The 16,982-nt window shown below is 62.3% G+C and carries 19 protein-coding genes and 1 pseudogene; 7 read left to right on the plus strand and 13 right to left on the minus strand.

Annotated features, from left to right (window positions below; translation table 11 throughout):
* Positions 1–844, minus strand: a pseudogene (locus tag AC1DN0_RS16565) (DUF6402 family protein); the annotation flags it as partial.
* Between the two features lie 102 nt (positions 845–946).
* Complete coding sequence (locus AC1DN0_RS16570; RefSeq protein ID WP_441625173.1) at positions 947–1,198, minus strand: hypothetical protein; 252 nt, start codon at positions 1,196–1,198, stop codon at positions 947–949.
* A gap of 441 nt (positions 1,199–1,639) precedes the next feature.
* Here AC1DN0_RS16570 and AC1DN0_RS16575 point away from each other — a divergent pair, with 441 nt between their 5' ends.
* Both AC1DN0_RS16575 and AC1DN0_RS16580 read left to right on the plus strand, forming a co-directional pair.
* Positions 1,640–1,915: a recombinase family protein gene (locus AC1DN0_RS16575; protein ID WP_441625175.1), complete on the plus strand. Its 276-nt coding sequence runs from the start codon at positions 1,640–1,642 to the stop codon at positions 1,913–1,915.
* Between the two features lie 175 nt (positions 1,916–2,090).
* Entirely contained in the window at positions 2,091–2,513 is a 423-nt protein-coding gene (locus AC1DN0_RS16580) for a hypothetical protein (RefSeq protein WP_441625177.1), read from the plus strand.
* A 46-nt stretch (positions 2,514–2,559) separates the two neighbouring features.
* Here the strand turns inward: AC1DN0_RS16580 and AC1DN0_RS16585 are convergent, their stop codons facing one another.
* Together AC1DN0_RS16585 and AC1DN0_RS16590 are read right to left on the minus strand one after the other, a co-directional pair.
* Positions 2,560–2,745, minus strand: a complete 186-nt coding sequence (locus AC1DN0_RS16585) for a hypothetical protein (protein WP_441625179.1) — start codon at positions 2,743–2,745, stop codon at positions 2,560–2,562.
* A 121-nt stretch (positions 2,746–2,866) separates the two neighbouring features.
* The gene (locus tag AC1DN0_RS16590) at positions 2,867–3,325 is read right to left on the minus strand and encodes a GNAT family N-acetyltransferase (RefSeq protein ID WP_441625181.1); all 459 of its coding nucleotides are present in this window, start codon (positions 3,323–3,325) and stop codon (positions 2,867–2,869) included.
* 152 nt (positions 3,326–3,477) lie between these two features.
* Between AC1DN0_RS16590 and AC1DN0_RS16595 the strand changes: the two genes are divergently transcribed.
* On the plus strand, positions 3,478–4,227 hold the full coding sequence (locus tag AC1DN0_RS16595) for a glutathione S-transferase family protein (RefSeq protein ID WP_477145852.1): 750 nt from the start codon (positions 3,478–3,480) through the stop codon (positions 4,225–4,227).
* A 161-nt stretch (positions 4,228–4,388) separates the two neighbouring features.
* On the opposite strand, the gene AC1DN0_RS16600 is transcribed toward AC1DN0_RS16595, so the two are convergent.
* From AC1DN0_RS16600 to AC1DN0_RS16615, 4 genes are all read right to left on the minus strand, one after another.
* Positions 4,389–4,676: a DUF6881 domain-containing protein gene (locus AC1DN0_RS16600; protein WP_441625185.1), complete on the minus strand. Its 288-nt coding sequence runs from the start codon at positions 4,674–4,676 to the stop codon at positions 4,389–4,391.
* Positions 4,677–4,729: 53 nt separating this feature from the next.
* Positions 4,730–5,098 carry a c-type cytochrome gene (locus AC1DN0_RS16605; protein ID WP_441625187.1) on the minus strand — a complete coding sequence of 123 codons (369 nt, stop codon included), beginning with the start codon at positions 5,096–5,098 and terminating at the stop codon, positions 4,730–4,732.
* A gap of 130 nt (positions 5,099–5,228) precedes the next feature.
* Positions 5,229–5,570: an FKBP-type peptidyl-prolyl cis-trans isomerase gene (locus AC1DN0_RS16610; protein WP_441625189.1), complete on the minus strand. Its 342-nt coding sequence runs from the start codon at positions 5,568–5,570 to the stop codon at positions 5,229–5,231.
* A gap of 57 nt (positions 5,571–5,627) precedes the next feature.
* Entirely contained in the window at positions 5,628–5,936 is a 309-nt protein-coding gene (locus AC1DN0_RS16615; RefSeq protein WP_441625191.1) for a DUF1272 domain-containing protein, read from the minus strand.
* A gap of 127 nt (positions 5,937–6,063) precedes the next feature.
* Between AC1DN0_RS16615 and AC1DN0_RS16620 the strand changes: the two genes are divergently transcribed.
* Positions 6,064–7,023, plus strand: a complete 960-nt coding sequence (locus AC1DN0_RS16620; protein ID WP_441625193.1) for a GlxA family transcriptional regulator — start codon at positions 6,064–6,066, stop codon at positions 7,021–7,023.
* Between the two features lie 11 nt (positions 7,024–7,034).
* On the opposite strand, the gene AC1DN0_RS16625 is transcribed toward AC1DN0_RS16620, so the two are convergent.
* From AC1DN0_RS16625 to AC1DN0_RS16640, 4 genes are all read right to left on the minus strand, one after another.
* Positions 7,035–8,135 carry a CaiB/BaiF CoA transferase family protein gene (locus tag AC1DN0_RS16625; RefSeq protein WP_441625195.1) on the minus strand — a complete coding sequence of 367 codons (1,101 nt, stop codon included), beginning with the start codon at positions 8,133–8,135 and terminating at the stop codon, positions 7,035–7,037.
* Between the two features lie 23 nt (positions 8,136–8,158).
* Positions 8,159–9,139, minus strand: coding sequence for a tripartite tricarboxylate transporter substrate-binding protein (locus AC1DN0_RS16630; protein ID WP_441625197.1), 981 nt, complete (start codon positions 9,137–9,139; stop codon positions 8,159–8,161).
* Between the two features lie 71 nt (positions 9,140–9,210).
* Positions 9,211–10,392 carry an acyl-CoA dehydrogenase family protein gene (locus tag AC1DN0_RS16635; RefSeq protein WP_441625199.1) on the minus strand — a complete coding sequence of 394 codons (1,182 nt, stop codon included), beginning with the start codon at positions 10,390–10,392 and terminating at the stop codon, positions 9,211–9,213.
* A gap of 11 nt (positions 10,393–10,403) precedes the next feature.
* Entirely contained in the window at positions 10,404–11,957 is a 1,554-nt protein-coding gene (locus tag AC1DN0_RS16640; RefSeq protein WP_441625201.1) for an AMP-binding protein, read from the minus strand.
* A gap of 100 nt (positions 11,958–12,057) precedes the next feature.
* Between AC1DN0_RS16640 and AC1DN0_RS16645 the strand changes: the two genes are divergently transcribed.
* Positions 12,058–12,963: a LysR family transcriptional regulator gene (locus AC1DN0_RS16645; protein WP_441625203.1), complete on the plus strand. Its 906-nt coding sequence runs from the start codon at positions 12,058–12,060 to the stop codon at positions 12,961–12,963.
* A gap of 102 nt (positions 12,964–13,065) precedes the next feature.
* On the opposite strand, the gene AC1DN0_RS16650 is transcribed toward AC1DN0_RS16645, so the two are convergent.
* Positions 13,066–14,151 carry an AraC family transcriptional regulator gene (locus tag AC1DN0_RS16650; protein WP_477111418.1) on the minus strand — a complete coding sequence of 362 codons (1,086 nt, stop codon included), beginning with the start codon at positions 14,149–14,151 and terminating at the stop codon, positions 13,066–13,068.
* A gap of 346 nt (positions 14,152–14,497) precedes the next feature.
* Between AC1DN0_RS16650 and AC1DN0_RS16655 the strand changes: the two genes are divergently transcribed.
* Together AC1DN0_RS16655 and AC1DN0_RS16660 are read left to right on the plus strand one after the other, a co-directional pair.
* On the plus strand, positions 14,498–16,105 hold the full coding sequence (locus tag AC1DN0_RS16655) for a long-chain-fatty-acid--CoA ligase (protein ID WP_441625308.1): 1,608 nt from the start codon (positions 14,498–14,500) through the stop codon (positions 16,103–16,105).
* Positions 16,106–16,154: 49 nt separating this feature from the next.
* A complete protein-coding gene (locus AC1DN0_RS16660) occupies positions 16,155–16,949 on the plus strand; it encodes a crotonase/enoyl-CoA hydratase family protein (RefSeq protein ID WP_441625207.1) in 795 nt (264 codons plus the stop codon).
* Positions 16,950–16,982: the final 33 nt, after the last annotated feature.

The following is a 16,982-nucleotide window of genomic DNA, read 5'->3' on the forward strand; positions in this document are numbered from 1 at the left end:
GTGGTACCCTGTATAAATTTGAGTACAACACCAAATCCCCGCCTTGTTTGTGCCGCAATTGCAAATCCCGATAATCTCTATTTCTTATCGGATAATAGACAGTGTTTTTGGAAACAACGCCGGCGCGCGCAACTGTATAATTTAGCCAATCCGCCGTTGTTACCTCCCCAATTACAGTCGAGGCGAGAACAATAATAAAACCGGTCTTGTTCCAATGGCAAAAATATTGAGTTCCATTTTGGATAATTATTGGTTTTTTTTCGGTTCTGTCGTGAAAGGTAAATACGTCGCGCATATAAATGTACACTTCGGTGACCGTCAGGCGGGTGCGCGTGTGTGCTATGCGATGATAAAAAAATCCACCAAGTGCGGCATAAAACGAAAAGGCACCAAGGGAACCATAGAGATCGTCCATCCAAAGCCCATTTGGGTGCGCTACGCCTTTAGGCCACATCAGGAATTTTGATATATTATCGCTATCAACGGAGTTTTTCTGATACTGATACTCTTGATGCCACTGCTGTATGTCTTCTCTGGATTTATTCCATGTATCCACATGGTATGGTGAAGGATCACGGCGGGAGCACATCAATTTTAAAATGTTATGCGCATCTAAATTAAATGGCTTTTCGTTTATAAGTTAATCGAATTTTTCCTTGGCGCGTGGATATTTCAATATCCAAGCCAACTTAAACATGGTTGTATCAACCATACTCGATGGGAACGGCTTGCAGTCTTGATTGATGCCTCTAATTGCCCCCTTGTCGGTGTTGGCATAGTTCAAATCACCGGCCAACCACTTGCGCATGACCTTAGCCGACATGGGCCATTCGATGCGCTCCATAGCGCCCGGTATATCTTGCAAGTCAAACAGTTTAACGCGTGGCTTTTTTACCGCTGGCGCAGCGGGTGCGGGGGCTGGTTTCGGTGGTGGTGGCGTATTCAGTCATTCGTGAAAGTCTAGAAAGCCTTCGATCAAGCTTTTCGGCGGGCGCCTGGGCTTTGGCGGCTTTTTTGGCGGAGGGGGCGGCGGTGGTTGATTTCGCAGCGGCGACGCGGTTCGATCCGTCGAAAGTGCGAATTCTTCTGCGTCTAAGACTGTGCAGGTCTTGCTGCCAAGATTCCACAGCGGACGAATGGTGCTTTTTTCTAAGAACGGAAATTGCTTTTCTGATGTATCCATAAAGACGAACTCCATCGACTAGCCTTCGCTTATAGCAGAGACGTCTGTGGAACAAAATCAGAAAATCCTATTTTGAAGGCAAAGAATGTAAATTCTTGCAAACAGGGGCGGCGCGTTGAATGAAGCGCGCCCGCGCTGGCTACGCGCAATAGGGCAGGCGCCCGCCGCATCATCGCTTCCGACTGCGGCTGTTGTGGTTTTGCTGGAACAGAGGCACTCACGGCTTATACCCCGTGCGGTGGCGCATACGGGCCACACACCAATCCACCCAAGATAAGCGTCAACAAGGTTTATAGGCAACGTCTATATCCGCCAGTCTACGCCCGGGCAAGCGCAGTACAACCTGGAAAGCCAGCGTCGGCAATATGGATTGGTGGATCGGGGCGGGGCCCGGGCACTGGGCTGGGAAGAGGTTGATGTCATTGGTGACGCGATCTGGGTTGCTCGGGATCGGGCATGCGCCGGCGCGGCTTTGAGCGCTTGCTTGGGCAGTTGCGCGACGGCACAGTGGGCGCGGTGTTTGCCATCGAAGCTTCGCGGCTGGCTCGCAATGGCCGCGACTGGCATACGCTGTTGGAGTTCTGCAGCCTGGTCAACGCCTTGCTGATTGACGCCGATTCCAGGAGGAATCTGGCAGGCATTTGCGAATGCTATTTCGATCGCGTCGTCGAACGGATCGGTACTGCTTTTCCCGATTCCATCCCTGATATCGATCGCCCGCAACGCAATTGACCCATGAGTCTGCAATCCGTAATGGCCTTCCTGGCGCAACGGATGCGGCCATCCGGATTTCGCCCGAGCACCCGGCGCGGCTCGTCAGGGCGCAGTGGGTAGATGTGGCGCAAAGGCCAGGCATGACGCCGGAAAACGCGCACGCAAAGCGGCTTCAAAAAGCACCTGATGTAACATGACTCCCCAATCTGCCCAAGGAGAGGGAATGTCTAAAGGTTTGGTATTGCTGGCCGCCGCGCTGACGGCGCAAGCGCTAATGCTTTCGGGTTGTGCCGGTGGCGTTAACGCGAGTTCCATACAGGCGTCGGAACCAAGGCGCGTGCATTCCAATGCCAGTGTCAGCGACCTGGTGCTGTGCCTGAAAGGCAGGCTGGGGGATGACGCCAGCGTGGTCGCATACCCGGAGCCGGGGCGGGTCGATATCCGGGTCGGGCGCGCCCAGGATTCCGATTACCGGTTTTTTCACCTGATCAGCTTGCGTCGGGCCCAGGAAGGCTCGGATGTCGAGATCCGCAGCGCGGATGAATGGCATCCCTGGCTGAGTGCCAGCCGGATAGCGGGGATGGTGGATGACTGTGTACCGGGAAAGGCGCGCTGAATAGCCTTTCCTCCATGCGCTCGCTGAAAGCGCGGCGCCTGCCGGGTCAGCGCTGCGTGGCGTGGGCCCGCGCGCTGTCCGCGTTGCCCGGATCCGCATGGCGGCCGGTGCGGCTGGTTCCGGGCGTATCGTCCGCCGCGCCGAAGCGGGGCGGGTAGAGCGGGTGCCGCAGTGCCGCGTAGACAAGCACGACGGTGGCAATGGCGGTGATCCAGTCGATCAGGTCTTTCATTGGCGTTCCTCCACGTTGCCTGCATGGCGCGGCAGTTCCGTATCCAATGACAGTAGCCAACCGGCGCGGCCCGGGCAACGAAGCTTTGGTGCAATCCATATGCGCTGGCGCCGCGGGGAACCTACAAGATCAGTTTATAGCCCTCATGGCTGGCCACAAAGCCGAGCCTTTCATAGAACCGGTGCGCGTCCGGACGGCCCTTGTCCGTAGTCAGCTGGACCAGCGCGCAGCCGCGAGCCCTGCACGCCGAGATTGCCCATTCGAGCATCTGTTGGCCAATCCGCGCGCTACGGTAGGGTGCGGCGATCCGGACTGCTTCGATCTGCCCCCGCCATGCCCCTCTCCGGGCAATGCCCGGTATGAACGATATCTGCAGTGTGCCGACTACCGCATCTCCATCCATGGCGACCACGAGACGCTGATTCGGGTCGGCTTCCACGGCTTTAAAGCCGGCAACGTATCGTTCGTCCAGGGGCGAACCGACAGTCTCCCGCTGGCTGCCAAGCGCATCGTCCGCCAGCAATCCGACGATGGCGGGAAGGTCGGCCGGCAATGCGGTGCGAAAAATGATGTGTTCCATATCTGAACCGTGGGGAGCGCTGGCGCCAGGGGAAAGGCAAGTATATCGTCGCATACTGAAGCCCCGGGCGATCGCCGGATCGCCCGGGGTTGCCGGCAAACCGCCTTCGCGACCCTGGCTCGCGAGGCGAGCCGTCATGCTGGGAGGCTGAAATGCGCAAGCTGTTCTTCACCACGGGATCGCCGTTCGCCCGCGCCGTGCGCATCGTGCTCGTCGAGAAGGGGCTGGATTTTGAGCGCGAGGAAACCTTCACGACGCCCAGCGTCGAGGAACGCGCGAGGATCACGCCAACCCTTCAGGTGCCTGCCCTGATCGACGGCAAGCTGACGCTATGGGACTCGGCCGTGATTCTGGATTACCTCATGTCGGCCTATCCGGTTGCGGCGGTGCCCGAAGGCATGCGGCCCCTGGCCGCCCGTTATGTGCGCTCCGGGGAAGAATGGCATGACAAGCTCGTTCTCGCCACGCTGCAAACCTTAGGCGTGTCGACGACGACGGTGTCGCAGCTGCAATGGTCCGGCATTCGCCACGAAGAAAACAGCCATGCGGCCCGGTGCGCCATTCGCAACCAGCATCTTCTCGATTGGTTCGAGTCTCAGCTCATCGGCACTGCGGACGGCTTTGTCCCTGGCGTGGTATCCGCCCAGGATATCCTGCTCGCCTGCATTTGCCAGTTCATTGAAACTCGCCCGTTGCGGTTGTCCTGGCGCGCTCCGGATCGCCCCAAACTCGTTTCGCTGATCGCTCGCATGGAACAGCGGCCGTCCTTCCAGCAGGAAGCCGCGCTTTGGTGGGAGCCAGGGGTCACTTACGCCACTGCCGCCGAGGTGGAGTGGGCGAAGCGAAAAACCATTTACAGTGGACCTGGCTTCAGCGAGTGGGCGTCACAGCKCGCGGATTAGCGAATCCGGCCCAGGCACCTGGCCCGACGCTTCAAGCGCCGTACTCGTCGCCGCTGGATGGGGCGTACGGTAAAACCTGCTCGTGTTCGTCGGGCAGGTTGCGCGCGACGATGGCTCTCGCGGCTATCGTCGCACTCAGGTTGAATTCCGGACAAACTGCGTCAATGCCGCGCCGGGCACGCGTGTTGCAGCCAGAGGATTTCAAACGCCTCGGGCGTCATCGCCACCCCGTCAAACTCCGGATCCGCGTTGATCTCGTCGAGAAGCGGTACGGGGACGAGCCCAAGGTGGGTTCTTCCGGTTGTTGCCCCGACGCTTGCGAAGCCTACGCTTCCATCCGGGAAGAACTCCAGTTTCCGGGTCTCGAAGCGCTTGCCATTGAGCTCCGACACAAGGCGAACCGGCTCCGAGGAAAGCTCGTGCCTCCAGATGACGTCGATGTATTCCACGGAAATCCCCCTTGGCGAAATGCAATCTAGTCCTTGCTGGTCGCTTTCGATCGTTACGGGTACGAATGCAGGTACGCCAGCAGGTCCTCGATCTGCCGCTCGTTGCCGAGTCCCCAAAAACGCATCTTGGTACCGGGTACAACCTTGCCCGGCGACCTGAGAAAATCGCTCAGCGTCTTTTCAGACCATACGATCCCTGATTTCTTCATTGCCGGAGAGTATGTGTAGTCGTTGGTTCCTCCGGCGGTCCTGCCAAAGATGGCATTGAGCTGGGGACCAAACGCACCGCGCGCGGATGGCCCGACGCTGTGGCAAGAGGCGCATCGCGTGGTGAACAACGCCTTTCCGGCCTGTACGTCCCCCGCAGCGTGCGCCGATGTTTGGATGGCTAGTGCCAGAGTCAACAATGCGGCTGTTTTCATGGCGCTTGTTCGGAATAGGGGAGGCGCAGCATTATATAGCGCCTCCTGGCACCGGAAAGAGCGCGTGCCGCTGACGCAGTATCAATGCAGCGCTTGCGTGGCCGGCGGGCGCTCAGGCGGAGACGAGGCCTCAGTCATCCCGCGTCAACACTTCGAGCAGCTCGATCTCGAAGATCAGGTTCGAGTTCGGCTTGATGTGAGCCCCGACCTGTCTCTCGCCATAGGCGAGATGGGCCGGCACATGCAGCTTGCGCTTGCCGCCGACTTTCATGCCCATCAGCCCGATATCCCAGCCTTTGATGACGCGCCCTGTCCCGATGACGCACTGGAAAGGCTTGCCGCGATCGTGGGAGGAGTCGAATTTGGTGCCGTCCTCCAGGTAGCCGGTGTACCGGGTGGTGATCAGGGCGCCCTTGACGACCGCTTTGCCGTCGCCGGGCTGGATATCTTCAACTTGTAGTTCGCTGCTCATCGCTTGCTCTCGTTCATGGTCCGACGAGGCAGAGTTTACAGCGACTGTGCCGCCGCGCTATCGCTGTTCGGGAGGGATCGTCGCGATGCCCGCGGAAAACCGCGCATGAGCGGAAGGATCCACCGGCCTGTGCTTGATCTTGGCGCTGGCGGGATCCTTGCCGAGGAAGTTGTCGTTCTTCCAGTTCTTCGATGGCCTGACTGGCCTTGGCGCGAAGCCGCCTCCACAATTTGGGCAGACATTGCCCAGGACTTCGTCCACGCATCCGGCACAGAATGTGCACTCATAGCTACAGATGCGTGCTTCCAGCGAAGCTGGCGGGAGCGCCTTGTTGCAGTGTTCGCAGGTTGGCCTGAGTTCCAGCATGTTCCCTTCCTCCGTATCGGTAGCCGCGTTAGCCGTGATAGCCGAAGCGGTAAATTCGCTGCCATACTAACCACAAGCAAGATCGGCTGCTATTCGAAAAATGGACAAATATGGAAAAAAATGTGCCATGAAGCGTATCTATCTTGTACTGCCACCGAATGTACACATCCTCGATCTCGGCGGACCGATGCAGGTCCTCGGCTCGGTGGCGGCGCTTGGCATTTCGCCAGTCGAACTGGTCTGCGTGGGGCCGCTGAAGGAACTGACAAGTTTCCAGGGTCTGGCGCTCAGCGCGGTGCGGCCTTTGCCAGCCCGGCTGGTGGCCGGCGATGTCGTCATCGTGGTGGGTTTCAAGCTGGCGGTTAGCGCGCTGTCCACGCCGGAACAGCAGCAGATCGTCCGTTGGCTGCAAACCGTGGCGAAGCCCCGGCTCGGCGAGATCACGCTTGCCAGCGTCTGCACCGGCGCCTTCCTGCTCGGGGAGGCCGGCCTGCTCGACGGCCGCAACTGCACCACGCACCATGATCACCTGGCGCGGCTGCAGCAGCGCCATCCGCTGGCCCGCGTGCTGTCCAACCGGCTGGTGGTCGACGATGGCGCGCTGATCACCTCGGCGGGTGTCGCGGCGGGCATCGACCTCGCGCTGCACCTGATCCGGCATCGGTTCGGCACGGCCGCCGCTATCCGCGTCGCGCGGGAGAACGTGGTCCCGTTCCGCCGGCTGGGCCAGGACCCGGCGCTTGAGGTGCCGCTGCGCTACCGCGATCACCATCATCCGGTCATCCATGCCGTGCAGGACTTCCTGACCGGGCAGCCGGCCAGCGCGTTGCCATATCGTGAGCTGGCCGAACGCTTCGCACTGAGCTATCGGCATCTGGCCAGGCTGTTCCAGCAGGAGTGCGGCGTTACCCTCAAGCAATACCAGCAGCAGCTACGGCTCGATCTGGCGCGCCGGCTGTTGAAGGACAGCGACTGGGCCGTGGAGATCGTTGCCGAGCGTTGCGGCTTTGCCAGTCCGCAGGCCTTCCGCGCGGCGTGGCGGCGGGAGGAGCCGGTTGCGCCCTCGCTCTGGCGGGCGCAACCTTGACGCCGCCTGGCTTATTGCGCGCCGTGCTCGCCCAGTGCCGGAACGTGGTCGTCGCTTGCCGGCAAGCCAAGGGAGAATTTGACGGGGAAGCCGAGCGTGATGGCTTGCTCCCCCGGCAATGCACGGATCATGCCGCGTGCCTGCACATGCGGGTCGGCAAACAGCTCCTGCGCGCTTAGCGAAGGAGAGAAGGGAAGGTCCACCGCAGCGAAGGCGTCGGCCCACTCCGCGAGCGTTCGTGTCAGGAAGATGCCCGTGAGCAGGCCGTTCACCTCTGGCTTGTGCTGCTGTCGGCCCGCGCGGGAACTGAACCGGGCATCGAGCAGCGCCGGGAACGCGGCGCCAAGGGCATCGCACAGGTTCAGCCAGAACTTGTTTTCGAGGATGCCCATGGCAAGGTGCCGGCCATCGCGTGTCTCGAAGATATCGTTGTCCGGCATCACGGTGGGCGATTCCTGGGGGCGATCCTCGTAGCCGCGCGCGGCCCATGCGCCATGCGCGGTCCAGGACAGGATGGCATCATGGATCGAGACATCGAGATGCTGGCCGTGGCCATTCTGGCGCGCGCTCATGATGGCCACCGCCAGCGAGAGCGCGGCGTAGCCCGAGGCCGCGTAGTCGGAGACGCGGGCACGCGGGCGCGAGACCTTGTCCGCCACCTGGACCGGGACGGACCAGTAGCCCGCCAGGGCGAGATAGTTCAGGTCGTGGCCGGCATGGTCGGCATAGGGGCCGGTCTGGCCGAAGCCGGAGATGGAGCACAGCACGATGGCGGGATTCACTTCCGCGAGCATGTCATAGCCCAGGCCGAGACGCTGCATCACGCCGGGCCGGAAGCCTTCGACAACGGCGTCCGCATCCCGCACCAGGCCGAGGAATGCGCTACGCCCTTCCGCGGATTTCAGGTCGAGCGCGATGGATTGCTTGCCGCGATTGAACTGGGCAAACACCGCGGGGCCGAGTTGCCGGGAGGTGTCGCCAATGCCGGGCTGCTCCACCTTGATGACATCCGCGCCGAGTTGCAGGAGCAGGCTGGTGGCGTGCGGGCCCGGCAGCAACTGGCTGACATCGATGATCTTGACGTCCTTGAGGCAGGACCACTCTGGTTTCATGGTGCTTTCCGGGTGAGGTGGATTCAGCTTACGTCGCCGTTCATGCCGATCGAGCGGATCAGCGTGCCGTAGCGGGCGCTGTCGGCGGCTACCGCTGCGTTGAACTGGGCCGGGGAGGCGCTGCGGCGCAGCTCGCCCGCGTTGGCCTTGATCTGCGCATCGAGGCGCCCGCTGGCCTGCAACTCGCTGACGGCGGCAAAGAGCCGCTGGGTGAGTTCGGCGGGAAGGCGCGCGGGGGCAAACAGGCCGGTCCAGTTATCGAGGACGAAGCCGGGCGGCATGGCCTCGGCAAACGTCGGTACCTCAGGGAAATAAGCCGAGCGCGCGGATGACGACACCGCCAGCGCCCGGACCTGCCCGTTGCGCAGGTATTGGGTCGCGGTGCTCAGCACGGGCATGCCGAACTGGGTCTGGCCGCTGAGCATGGAGGTAATGATCTCTGTCGCACCCTTGTACGGGATATGGACGGCTTCGGTGCCGGTCTGGTGCAGCAACGTTTCGACGGCCAGATGCGCGATGCTGCCTTTGCCGCCCGATCCGTAGTTGAGCTTGCCGGGGGCGCGTTTCATCGCGGCGATCAGGTCGCCCGCGGTCTTGTAGGGCGCATCCGCGGGGACCACGAGCGCGGTCGGCCCGCCGGAGATCGCCGCGATGGACGTGAAATCGTGCGCGGGATCGTATGGCATGTTGCGATACATATGCACATTGATGACATGCGTATTCGCGAGAATGCCGAGCGTGTATCCGTCCGCCGCGGCGCGCTTCAGGGCGCCGGCGCCGATGATGCCGCCGGCGCCGGGCATGTTCTCGACCACCAGCGGCTGACCCAGTTGCCGCCCCAGTTCGGCCGCCAGCGTCCGCGCGATATTGTCGGGGGCGCTGCCTGCCAGGAACGGGACGATCAGGCGGATGGGACGGTTGGGATAGGCGGCGGCGCGCGCCGGGGCCAGCACGCTGCTCAAGGCGGCCGCGCTTGCCGCGGCAAGCCAGGTTCGGCGGTTCATGGGTTGTCTCCTTTTTGGGGCCGCGCAGTCTTGCCGCGCCGGCTCGTCAACGTTTGCTTGTGCCTGCCCGCTCAAGCTTGCGCCTGCATGGGCTCGAGAATTGCCCGGGCGATGGTATTGCGCTGGATCTCGCTGGTGCCAGTGAAGATCCGGAACATGCGCAGCTTGCGGAAGGCCTGCTCGACCGGATGCCCTCGGGTGACACCGACATTGCCGTGGATCTGCACGGCTTTGTCGGCTACCTCGAAGCAGCGCTCGGAGATATAGAGCTTGCACGCCGCGGCCTTCATGCGCAGGTCGGCACCGCTATCGGCCAGCGCCGCCGTCTGCGCGATCATGCTCTCGCAAGCCCACAGCGCGGCGGCCATGTCCGCCAGCATGTGCTGGATTGCCTGGAAGCGCGCAATGGGTCCGCCGAACTGGCGCCGCTTGCCGGCGTATTCGAGCGAGGCTTGATAGGCCGTGGTGGCCAGCCCCAGCATGGTAGGGCAGTGCAGCAGCCGGTTGACGTTGATCCGCGACATGCCGAGCTTGAAGCCGTTGCCTTCTCCGCCAAAGATATTGGCGCGCGGCACCCGTACATTGGTGAACTCGATATCCGCATCGATATGCTGGCCCGACATCGGCACGTATTCGGTACTGACCTTGACGCCGGGCAGGTCCAGGTCGATCAGCACGGCCGTGATGGCCGGCGGCGAGGCTGTGGCATCGGTCACGCACATGACGATGGCGAAATCGGCGAATGGCGCACCGCTGATGTAGTGCTTGCGGCCATTGACGACCAGCTCGTCGCCATCCGCCACGGCGGTGGTCGAGATGCTCTGGGCGTCCGAGCCGGAATGCGGCTCGGTGAGGGCAAAGCAGGTCGACTTCTCGCCCCGGATCACCGGCTGGAAGTAGCGCGCGAGCTGTTCGGGCGTCGCGTACTTGAGCATATTGCCGACGCGCGGCGGGCCGCCCAGGTCCCCCAGCACATGCGGCGCCAGCACGGCGCCGCTGGCGGCCAGGTCCGCTTTCAGCGCGCACTGCTCGGCGATATTCAGGCCCTTGCCGCCCAACTGGACCGGCAGGCAGGCGGCATAGAGCCCCAGCTCGCTGGAACGGCGCCACACGCCGCGCAGCACATCCCTGGGCCAGACGTCTTCCGAGCCGAGGCCAAGCTCCCGTTCCAGCGGCAGCAATTCCTCGTCGATATAGCGGCGGATCGCGGCGCGGGTCTCGATGAGCGTGGGGTTGGTCAGATGGTCGAACATGGCGATTCTCCTTAATTCACGCGGCGGGACACGCCTTGCCAGTACGGCTCGCGTACCAGTTTCCGGGCAAGTTTTCCGCTGGCGTTCTTGGGCAGGTCGGCAACGAAGTCGATGGATCGCGGCGACTTGTAGTCCGCGATCCGTGCGCGGCAGTGCGCGATGAGGTCGTCGGCGCTGGCTTGCCGGCCGGGCCTGAGCGCGACGACAGCCTTGACGCTTTCGCCCCATGTGTCGTCAGGCACGCTGATCACGCAGGCTTCCATCACGTCGGGGTGCAGGTACAGGGTAGCCTCGACCTCGGTCGGGTACACATTGAAGCCGCCGGAGATGATCATGTCCTTCTTGCGGTCGACCAGGTAGATGTAGCCTTGCTCGTCGACTCGGGCCAGGTCGCCCGTGCGCAGCCAGCCGTCGGCAAGCGCCTCGCGCGTCAGCGCCGGCTCGCCCCAGTAGCCCTGGAACACATCCTCGCCGCGGATCACCAGTTCGCCGATTTCGTCACCGCGCACTTCACGTCCCTGCTCGTCGACCACGCACACCTGCGTCTCACCGAGGGCCCGGCCGCAGGACGCCAGCCGTTCGGGCCGGTGCGCCATTGCCTCGGCATGGTCGGCTGTGGAGAGGCGGGTCACGCCGGAGGTGGACTCGCTCGCCCCGTAGCCTTGCGAGAGGATGGGGCCGATACGCTCCCATGCCTCGCGGATACGGGCCGGCGCCATCGGCGCGGCGCCGTAGGCCAGCGTCTTGAGGCTGCTCAGGTCGGCGCTGGCCAGGGTTGGCTCGGCCAGCAGCATGTTGATCATGGCCGGCACCATGAACACATGGGTGATGCGCAGCCTGGCCACTTCCGCCAGGAAATGCGCGGGCTCGAATTTGTCGAACAGGACCAGGGTCGCGCCGGTGTACAGGTAGGGCTGCATTAACATGCCTGAGGCGTGCGTGACCGGCCCGATCAACGCCAGGCGATCGCCGGGCCGGGCGGGGTTGTCCATGCCGAGCAGCATCTTGCGCAGCGCCGCGAGGCGGTTGCCGTAGCTCTGCATGGCCGCCTTGATCTTGCCGGTGGAGCCCGAGGAGAAATGCAATACGGCGAGGTCATCGGAGAGCGGCGCGGCATCGACGGGTGCATCGCTTGCGCCTGACAGCAGCGACTCGTAGTCGGCATAACCTGCTGCGGGGCCGCCGATGGCGATGAAGGTCTCCACCGACCCGAAGCCCGCGGTTGCCGGGGAGTAGCCGGTATAGCCCGGCCCCGCGATCATGACCCGGGGCGTGCAGTTCTCGGCGACATCCGAGGCTTCCGCGGCGGTGAAGCGCGGGTTCAGCGCCGCCTTGACGAGGCCGGCCTTATACAGGGCGCACTCGATCTCGACCAGTTCCGTACGGTTGCGAGACTGAATCGCCACGCGGTCGCCCTTGACCAGGCCGAGGCCCAGCAGCGCGTTGGCCAGGCGGTTGGAGCGCTCGTCCAGCTGGCGGTAGGTCAGGACCCGGTCCTGATAGAGGACCGCGGCGTGGTCCCCCCAATAGCGTGCGGCGCGGCGCAGGAAGAAAGCGAAACCCATTTTGTGTCTCCGTGGTGATTCTTTGCCGTAGTCTGTAAGATGCGTGGCATCACCACAATGCCGTACTGGCTATAAAGACATAACCAACAGGAATGTCAGAATGGAGACGAGGGATCTTGAGTACGTGCTGGCTGTGGATGCCCACGGCGGCATCGGCCGCGCCGCGGAGTCGCTGGGCATCAGCCAGCCAGCCCTGACCAAGGCGGTGCAGCGGGTGGAAGGGCAGATCGGCCTGCCCCTGTTCGAGCGCACGGTCCACGGCATGACCCCGACGCAAGCCGGCGCGCAGTTTATCGAACGCGCCCGGAGAATCCGGCTGGAGTATGAGGATGCGCTCAAGGAGATGCAAGGCATCCGGACCGGCGAGCAGGGCATCCTGCGCCTGGGCTATTCGCCTTCCATACCCAACGCGCTCTTCCTGGGCGCCTGCCGCCAGCTTGTGAAGGAGCGGCCGGTCGCCAGGCTTCGCCTGCGCAGGCGCATGGCGCGGGAACTGATGGATCTGCTGCTGGCGGGCGAACTGGACCTTGCCGTCGCGCCGATGCAGAAGCAGCGCGCGAGCGAGTTCGCGGTGGAAGAATTGTTCGACGACCGCCTTGTCGTCGTGGCTGATGGCGCGCACCCGCTGCTGCGCCGGCGCAAGGTGAGGCTGGCGGATCTGGTGGGCCAGGAATGGTTGCTTCCCGCGCCGCATATCGCCCTGCGGCAGCAGGTCGACGCGGCCTTTCGCAAGCAGGGGCTTGCCGAGCCGAACTTGCGGATCGAGACTGATTTTGGCAGCGCTTCGTTGTTCCAGCTGGTGAGGGGCACGCAGATGTTGAGCGTGTCGGGCGGGGATTCGGAGGCGATGCAGATTGGCCTGCGGCCGTTGAACCTGGGGCTTGAAGAGCTGGATTTGCGCCGGCGCGTGGGGGTGATCTCGCGGGCTGGGGCTTATCTTTCGCCGCTTGCGCAGCGGATGACGGTGTTGTTGCGGGAGCAAAGCGGTCAGGGGGGGGATTTGTAGGCGCCCRCAGGGCGGGGGGGCTCTATATGTGTGGCTGATTGCTGTGTTCCTGCCCGGCAACTGCAACTGCTTAACGTCAACGGCTTAAGGTCAAAGGCGGTTTCACCCCCCTGCGGGGGGCGACTGCAGTTCCTGTTGGGCGGCCCGGTACACGCCCGGCGTCATGCCCGTCCAATGGCGGAAAGCACGATGGAAAACTGCGGGTGAGCTGAAACCCAGTGCATAGGAGATCTCGGCCAGAGAGACATCCTTACGCGCAAGATTCAGGATAGCCAGGTCTCTGCGCAGATCGTCCTTGATGCCCTGGAAGGACAGGTTCTCGTCCTGCAACCTGCGGATCAGCGTCCGCGAGGACATGTGGAGCTTGCTCGAAACGTCGTCCAGTGTTCGCCCCAGGTCCGCATACAGTAGCTCGCGCACCTTCAGTCGCATGACGTGCTCGTGATAGGAGGTGAAGATCCAATCACGGGGCGCTCGTTTCAGGAATTCGCGTACGTCGGCCGTGTTGCGTTCCGCCCGAATTCTTCCAAGCTCCGCGCGGAACGTGATATGTGAGAACTGCCCCCCAAAATCAATGGGGGCCGGGAAGAGAATCGGATAGTCGGCTGCAAAGGAGGGGCGTTGGAAAACAAACACCACCCTCTGCACGGGGACCTCCCGACCGACGAGCCATGAAACAATGCCGTGCGTGAGTTTCAATATCAAGGCATGGCCGAAGCGGTTCACGCCAATCTTCGTGGAGCGGGGAATCAACTCCAGGCTCATGCTGTCTCCAGCTTGCGCGAGATTCAGGCGGTAGTCGTCCAACAGCAAATTCCAGACCTGCGTGAAACGGTACAGCGCCACACGGATCGTTGGCGCATCCATTACTGCACGGACGATGTACTTCAGGGACCCGGTCCGTATGGGACGGCTCCATAGCCCCATCATTTCGTCACCTGTCGCGGCGGCGCTCTCCTGGTACAGCCTGACGAGTTGATCGTGCGTGAGTCGGGAGGCGGGATGGCTGATGAACTCCTTGACAATACCTGCCTGCTTCAAACACTCGTCCAGAGTCGGCTCTGAGCACAAGGCTCGCAAGCTCAGCAGTAAGTCTTGCACCAGTTCGAGCGAGACCGTTGCCGTTGACACGGATCCAGCCGCCTTGTCCGTCCGACCTCCATTTGCTGTGATGCTCAAGCTGTCCATGGCACCCTCGCGCAGCAGCAAGGGCCGCCGGTCCCACGCGCCAGCGCCGCGTGTTTGAAGGCAAAGGGGGATTGCAGTGCCGCAAAAATGCCCGCTTGATCCCTTCCTGGTGAACGCATCCGCTTGCGCCTCCTGAGGCGGCCTCTTCCTGTTGAACTGAGCAATACCGGTTTCCGGACCGACCGGGGCATGCGCGCCTTGGCGCAGCCCTTCCCCCAGTCTACCTGAGTCCGCTCCGTTGGCTAGTCGAATGTTGGCAGTTTTTGCATATTCGCCGTCGCCATTGGCAATTGGGGGATGGAACGAAGCCACCTATTCTTCGGTGAAAGGAAAAGGAGACGACAACATGGTGCAACCGGGAAACATGATGCGCATGCCCTTGCTCATCAATTCAATCCTCACACATGCCCTGGAAAGCAGTGCGGATCAGGAGATCGTGACCGCGCTTGATGACGGTAGCCTGCATACGTACACATACCGGGAGTTTGGGCGCAGAGTGAAGGATCTGGCTGTCGGCATGGGGCATCGAGGATTGCTCCCGGGCCATCGCGTGGCGACATTGGCATGGAATACCTATCGCCACTTGGAGATCTACTATGCCACCGCCGGCATCGGAGCGATCTGCCATACGGTCAATCCACGCCTGAGTCGCGAGCAGATCGAGTTCATCATCAACGACGCCCAGGATGTCGTGGTGTTCTACGACGGGCACTTCGCAGAATTGGTTGAGCAACTGGAGCCGCGGTGCCCGTCGGTGGCACATTGGGTTCTGCTCAACGAGGACGCCGATCAAGACCATGCCGGGATGCACTACGGCGCCTGGTTGGGAAACGACGTTCGAAATTTCGAGTGGCTGGAGTTCGACGAGGACACTGCATGTGGGCTGTGCTACACGTCTGGCACCACCGGGGCGCCGAAGGGCACGCAGTACTCTCACCGATCGACCGTTCTGCATGCCTATGCATCCAGCCATCCAAACGCGCTGGCGATCTCCTGCAGCGATGCGGTCATGCCGCTGGTTCCGATGTTCCACGTCAATGCGTGGGGATTGCCGTACTCCTCCCTGATGTCCGGGGCCAAGATCGTCCTACCCGGATCGAACATGCAGGGCGAGCGGCTCTACGCCTTGTGCGAGCGTGCCGGCGTGACGCTATCGGCGGGTGTGCCGACGGTATGGAAAGGGGTGCTGGACCATGTCGAAAGCCGGGCACTGACATTTAGCACGCTCCAGCACATCGTCATCGGTGGCGCCGCGTGCCCGCCGCACATGATTGCATCCTTTCGCGCACGTAACGTGACAGTGCGCCACGCGTGGGGCATGACGGAGGTCTCGCCGCTGGGAACCGTCTGTCAGCTACTACCCAAGCACGCGTCGCTGCCCGGCGACGAGACGCTGCAGGTGCTTGCATCGCAGGGGCGGCCGCTGTTCGGCGCACGCTTCAAGGTTGTCGATGAGGAAGGTAAGCGGTTGCCCCATGATGGGGTGTCCACCGGGCACCTCATGGTCCAGGGCAACTGGGTCATCTCCCACTACTACGGCAAAGCCGAGCCCGCCACCGAGGACGGCTGGTTCCGCACTGGCGATGTCGGAAGCATCGATGCGGATGGCTACATGCGCATCACGGATCGCAGCAAGGATGTCATCAAGTCCGGGGGCGAGTGGATCTCGTCAATCGAGATAGAGAACATTGCGATGGAGGAACCCGGCATCGAACTGGCGGCCTGCATCGCCGAGTCAAGCGAGAAATGGGGCGAGCGCCCGGTTCTGTTTGTCGTCCCCAAACCGGAAGGTTGCCTGTCTGCCGAGCAGATCCTCGCACGCTATCAGGGGCGCGTCGCGAAATGGTCGATTCCCGACAAGGTCGTGTTCATCGAGCGCATGCCGATGACGGCCACAGGAAAGATACAGAAAGCGGCGCTTCGCTCGTTGCCGCTGCCGACCAAACCTCAATAGCACGACGGTCGTGCTCCTCCCCCTTCATCCATTCCAAAGGAGTCGTTCCATGACTGAACCCTTCTTGCTGACGTCCGAGCAGGGCAACATCGGCATCATCACGCTCAACAAGGCGCGCAAGCGCAATGCACTGGACGAGCGCGCAATCGCCGAGATCGACGCCTATTTCTCCAGCATCCCCAGCCACATCCGCGCCATTCTCATGACGGCGCAGGGAGATCATTTCTGTGCCGGTCTGGATCTCAAGGAACACCACGATAAGGAGCGCAGCCCGGTTGACTTCATGCGCGTGTGCCAGGGATGGCATCGGGCTTTCGACAAGATCCAGCACGGTGGCGTCCCTGTCATCGCTTGCTTGCAGGGGGCCGTGGTGGGCGGCGGTCTGGAACTGGCAAGCGCCGCGCACGTGCGTGTTGCCGACAAGAGCACCTTCTTTGCATTGCCAGAGGGGACGCGCGGCATTTTCACCGGCGGAGGGGCGACGGTACGCACCGCCAAGATCATCTCGGCCACCCGGATGGTGGAAATGATGCTGACCGGGCGTGTGCTGGATGCAGAAGAAGGCGAGCGCCTGGGCCTGGCCCACTACGTCTGCAATACCGAGGCCAACCCCAAATCGGCGTACGACCTGGGCCTGGAGCTGGCGCGGAGGATCGCAAGCAACGCGGTGCTGTCGAACTACGCGATCGTCAGTTCCATCAACCGTATCGCCGACATGGCATCGACCGAAGGGCTGTTCGCCGAAGGGCTGATGGCCGCTGTCGTGCAAACCGGGCGAGACGTGCAAGAGCGGCTGGGCGAGTTCGTGGACAAGAAGGCCTACAAGGTTCGGCCGAATGGCTGATCGGCGTCAGCGTGTGGATGCAGGAAAAAAAAG

Source organism: Cupriavidus sp. 05N39 (assembly GCF_056397325.1).